The following is a 5,541-nucleotide window of genomic DNA, read 5'->3' as shown; positions in this document are numbered from 1 at the left end:
AGTGCGTCTGGTCCTTGAGAACTCAACAGCGTGCACATTGTCAATGCCAATTTATTGATTGACCTCGTGCCTGGTCGGTTTGTCCGGCTGGGTCATGAAGCAATTCCTTTTGGATTGAAGATTGTCAGTAGACAGTCAACAGTCAGAATCAACTCGGTCTGATGCCTTCGGGTGTTGGGTCTGTATTTTTTTACGGAGAGTTTGATCCTGGCTCAGGACGAACGCTGGCGGCGTGCTTAACACATGCAAGTCGAACGATGATGCCCAGCTTGCTGGGTGGATTAGTGGCGAACGGGTGAGTAACACGTGAGTAACCTGCCCCTGACTCTGGGATAAGCGTTGGAAACGACGTCTAATACTGGATATGATCACTGGCCGCATGGTCTGGTGGTGGAAAGATTTTTTGGTTGGGGATGGACTCGCGGCCTATCAGCTTGTTGGTGAGGTAATGGCTCACCAAGGCGACGACGGGTAGCCGGCCTGAGAGGGTGACCGGCCACACTGGGACTGAGACACGGCCCAGACTCCTACGGGAGGCAGCAGTGGGGAATATTGCACAATGGGCGAAAGCCTGATGCAGCAACGCCGCGTGAGGGATGACGGCCTTCGGGTTGTAAACCTCTTTTAGTAGGGAAGAAGCGAAAGTGACGGTACCTGCAGAAAAAGCACCGGCTAACTACGTGCCAGCAGCCGCGGTAATACGTAGGGTGCAAGCGTTGTCCGGAATTATTGGGCGTAAAGAGCTCGTAGGCGGTTTGTCGCGTCTGCTGTGAAATCCCGAGGCTCAACCTCGGGCTTGCAGTGGGTACGGGCAGACTAGAGTGCGGTAGGGGAGATTGGAATTCCTGGTGTAGCGGTGGAATGCGCAGATATCAGGAGGAACACCGATGGCGAAGGCAGATCTCTGGGCCGTAACTGACGCTGAGGAGCGAAAGCATGGGGAGCGAACAGGATTAGATACCCTGGTAGTCCATGCCGTAAACGTTGGGCGCTAGATGTAGGGACCTTTCCACGGTTTCTGTGTCGTAGCTAACGCATTAAGCGCCCCGCCTGGGGAGTACGGCCGCAAGGCTAAAACTCAAAGGAATTGACGGGGGCCCGCACAAGCGGCGGAGCATGCGGATTAATTCGATGCAACGCGAAGAACCTTACCAAGGCTTGACATACACCGGAAACGGCCAGAGATGGTCGCCCCCTTGTGGTCGGTGTACAGGTGGTGCATGGTTGTCGTCAGCTCGTGTCGTGAGATGTTGGGTTAAGTCCCGCAACGAGCGCAACCCTCGTTCTATGTTGCCAGCGGGTTATGCCGGGGACTCATAGGAGACTGCCGGGGTCAACTCGGAGGAAGGTGGGGATGACGTCAAATCATCATGCCCCTTATGTCTTGGGCTTCACGCATGCTACAATGGCCGGTACAAAGGGCTGCGATACCGTAAGGTGGAGCGAATCCCAAAAAGCCGGTCTCAGTTCGGATTGAGGTCTGCAACTCGACCTCATGAAGTCGGAGTCGCTAGTAATCGCAGATCAGCAACGCTGCGGTGAATACGTTCCCGGGCCTTGTACACACCGCCCGTCAAGTCATGAAAGTCGGTAACACCCGAAGCCGGTGGCCTAACCCTTGTGGAAGGAGCCGTCGAAGGTGGGATCGGTGATTAGGACTAAGTCGTAACAAGGTAGCCGTACCGGAAGGTGCGGCTGGATCACCTCCTTTCTAAGGAGCATCTGGTCAGTGCTGGTCGCCCATCATGGGTGGTTGGTTGCTGGTCCAGGCGCCTGGTTCGGACCGAACGTGTCCGACGGGTAGCTCATGGGTGGAACATTGACAGTGCAGTTGGGAGTGATGCTTCCGACCTCAGTACGCTCTGCTTGCAGGGTTGGGACGGGTCGGGGTGGAGCTGCTGGCTGGTGCACGTTGTTGGGTCCTGAGGGACCAGGCTTCCTGCTGCCGCGTGAGTGGTGGTGGGGGTTGGGCCTACGGGTCCTTCGTCGGGCCAGGGTGAACCTACTGTTGTGGTGGGGGAGTGCTGGTGCCGATCGTATGTTGAGAACTACACAGTGGACGCGAGCATCTTTGATTCGCGTCATCCATGATCAGCCTTCGGGTTGGTGTGGTGACGTTGGATCGCAATTTTAATCTTTGTGGTCAAGTTTCTAAGAGCAAACGGTGGATGCCTTGGCATCTGGAGCCGATGAAGGACGTAGAAATCTGCGATAAGCCTCGGGGAGCTGATAATCGAGCCTCGATCCGAGGATTTCCGAATGGGGAAACCCCGCCAGGCGTTTTGCGACCTGGTGACTCCCGCCTGAATATATAGGGCGGGTAGAGGGAACGTGGGGAAGTGAAACATCTCAGTACCCACAGGAAGAGAAAACAACATGTGATTCCGTGAGTAGTGGCGAGCGAAAGCGGATGAGGCTAAACCGATCATGTGTGATAGCCGGCGGGCGTTGCATGGTCGGGGTTGTGGGACACGTCACTCAGTTCTGCCGGACTGGGGCGGTTACAGCGCATCATAGTCGAACCGGTTTGAAAGCCGGGCCGTAGTGGGTGCCAGCCCCGTAGACGAAATGGTGTTATGGCCGGATGTGTATCCCAAGTAGCACGGGGCCCGAGAAATCCCGTGTGAATCTGTCAGGACCACCTGATAAGCCTAAATACTCCCAGATGACCGATAGCGGACAAGTACCGTGAGGGAAAGGTGAAAAGTACCCCGGGAGGGGAGTGAAATAGTACCTGAAACCGTTTGCTTACAAACCGTCGGAGCCTCCTTAGTAGGGGTGACGGCGTGCCTTTTGAAGAATGAGCCTGCGAGTTAGTGATATGTGGCGAGGTTAACCCGTGAGGGGCAGCCGTAGCGAAAGCGAGTCTGAATAGGGCGTTTGAGTCGCATGTTCTAGACCCGAAGCGAAGTGATCTATCCATGGCCAGGTTGAAGCGACGGTAAGACGTCGTGGAGGACCGAACCCACTTCAGTTGAAAATGGAGGGGATGAGCTGTGGATAGGGGTGAAAGGCCAATCAAACTTCGTGATAGCTGGTTCTCTCCGAAATGCATTTAGGTGCAGCGTTGCGTGTTTCTCGCCGGAGGTAGAGCTACTGGATGGCCGATGGGCCTCAACAGGTTACTGACGTCAGCCAAACTCCGAATGCCGGTGAGTGAGAGCGCAGCAGTGAGACGGTGGGGGATAAGCTTCATCGTCGAGAGGGAAACAACCCAGACTACCAACTAAGGTCCCTAAGCGTGTGCTAAGTGGGAAAGGATGTGGAGTTGCACAGACAACCAGGAGGTTGGCTTAGAAGCAGCCACCCTTGAAAGAGTGCGTAATAGCTCACTGGTCAAGTGATTCCGCGCCGACAATGTAACGGGGCTCAAGCACACCACCGAAGTTGTAGATTTCGCACTATAGACAAGCCTTCGTGGTTCAGTCGTGCGGAGTGGTAGGAGAGCGTCGTGTGGCGAGTGAAGCGGCGGAGTGATCCAGCCGTGGACGCTACACGAGTGAGAATGCAGGCATGAGTAGCGAAAGACGGGTGAGAAACCCGTCCTCCGAAAGACCAAGGGTTCCAGGGCCAGGTTAATCCGCCCTGGGTAAGTCGGGACCTAAGGCGAGGCCGACAGGCGTAGTCGATGGACAACGGGTTGATATTCCCGTACCGGCGAACAACCGCCCAAGCTAATCCAGTGGTGCTAAGAGTCCTAACCCGGTACAACCGGATCCCTTCGGGGTGATGGTGGCCGGTCTAACGCTCGACCCCATGCTGGTGCGGTTAGCGTATGAACAGGTGTGACGCAGGAAGGTAGCTGAGCCAGGCGATGGTATCCGTAAGGTGAACCTGGTGTAAGGATGTAGGGCTGACGATAGGCAAATCCGTCGTCTGTACGCCTGAGATCCGACGCGTACCCGTAAGGGGAAATCAGTGATCCTATGCTGCCGAGAAAAGCATCGACGCGAGGTTGCAGCCGCCCGTACCCGAAACCGACTCAGGTGGTCAGGTAGAGAATACCAAGGAGATCGAGAGAATCGTGGTTAAGGAACTCGGCAAAATGCCCCCGTAACTTCGGGAGAAGGGGGGCCGGACGCGTGACCGGATGTACTCCGTGAGCGTTGAAGGCCGCAGAGACCAGTGGGAAGCGACTGTTTACTAAAAACACAGGTCCGTGCGAAGTCGCAAGACGATGTATACGGACTGACGCCTGCCCGGTGCTGGAAGGTTAAGAGGAAGGGTTAGCCTTTGGGCGAAGCTCTGAATTTAAGCCCCAGTAAACGGCGGTGGTAACTATAACCATCCTAAGGTAGCGAAATTCCTTGTCGGGTAAGTTCCGACCTGCACGAATGGCGTAACGACTTCCCAGCTGTCTCAACCGCGAACTCGGCGAAATTGCACTACGAGTAAAGATGCTCGTTACGCGCAGCAGGACGGAAAGACCCCGTGACCTTTACTACAGTTTGGTATTGGTGTTCGGAGTGGCTTGTGTAGGATAGGTGGGAGACTGTGAAGCGGGCACGCTAGTGTTCGTGGAGTCATTGTTGAAATACCACTCTGGTCACTTTGGATGTCTAACGTAGGACCCTGATCGGGTTCATGGACAGTGCCTGATGGGTAGTTTAACTGGGGCGGTTGCCTCCCAAAGAGTAACGGAGGCGCCCAAAGGTTCCCTCAACCTGGTTGGCAATCAGGTGGCGAGTGTAAGTGCACAAGGGAGCTTGACTGTGAGACTGACAGGTCGAGCAGGGACGAAAGTCGGGACTAGTGATCCGGCAGTGGCTTGTGGAAGCGCTGTCGCTCAACGGATAAAAGGTACCTCGGGGATAACAGGCTGATCTTGCCCAAGAGTCCATATCGACGGCATGGTTTGGCACCTCGATGTCGGCTCGTCGCATCCTGGGGCTGGAGTAGGTCCCAAGGGTTGGGCTGTTCGCCCATTAAAGCGGTACGCGAGCTGGGTTTAGAACGTCGTGAGACAGTTCGGTCCCTATCCGCTGCGCGCGTTGGAAATTTGAGAAGATCTATCCCTAGTACGAGAGGACCGGGATGGACGAACCTCTGGTGTGTCAGTTGTTCTGCCAAGGGCACCGCTGATTAGCTACGTTCGGACCGGATAACCGCTGAAAGCATCTAAGCGGGAAGCCGTCTTCGAGATGAGATTTCCATGCACCTTGAGTGTGAGAGGCTCCCAGCAGACTACTGGGTTGATAGGCCGGATGTGGAAGCGGGGACTAACGACCCGTGGAGCTGACCGGTACTAATAAGCCGAAGACTTGATAACACACTGATTTCCGTGCACGTGTTGCACGGGCTCGCGTCCACTTTGTGGTTCCCGACAGACGATCGGGAATCGAAACTGAATACACCGCTCTGTCTCCCACACGGGAGACAGCAGTCGGGACAGCTTTGAGACCAAGATCCATGGTCGAGAGTGTTCCGGTGGTCATAGCGAGAGGGAAACGCCCGGTCACATTCCGAACCCGGAAGCTAAGCCTCTCAGCGCCGATGGTACTGCAAGGGGGACCTTGTGGGAGAGTAGGACGCCGCCGGACT

3 rRNA genes are annotated in these 5,541 nt (G+C 55.7%); all 3 read left to right on the top strand.

Annotated features, from left to right (window positions below):
* The first annotated feature begins 189 nt into the window (after positions 1 to 189).
* A 16S ribosomal RNA gene (locus tag Q9R26_RS18450) occupies positions 190 to 1,711 on the top strand.
* 430 nt (positions 1,712 to 2,141) lie between these two features.
* Positions 2,142 to 5,269: ribosomal RNA gene (locus Q9R26_RS18445) — 23S ribosomal RNA — on the top strand.
* Positions 5,270 to 5,423: 154 nt separating this feature from the next.
* Positions 5,424 to 5,540, top strand: a 5S ribosomal RNA gene (gene rrf / locus Q9R26_RS18440).
* Together the 16S, 23S and 5S rRNA genes form the textbook arrangement of a ribosomal RNA operon.
* The last annotated feature ends 1 nt before the right edge of the window (position 5,541 follow it).

Source organism: Curtobacterium sp. BRB10, assembly GCF_031844325.1.
Lineage (GTDB): Bacteria > Actinomycetota > Actinomycetes > Actinomycetales > Microbacteriaceae > Curtobacterium > Curtobacterium poinsettiae_A.
The sequence above is the reverse complement of the archived record's forward strand: the minus strand, read 5'-3'. Positions and strand labels throughout refer to the sequence as shown.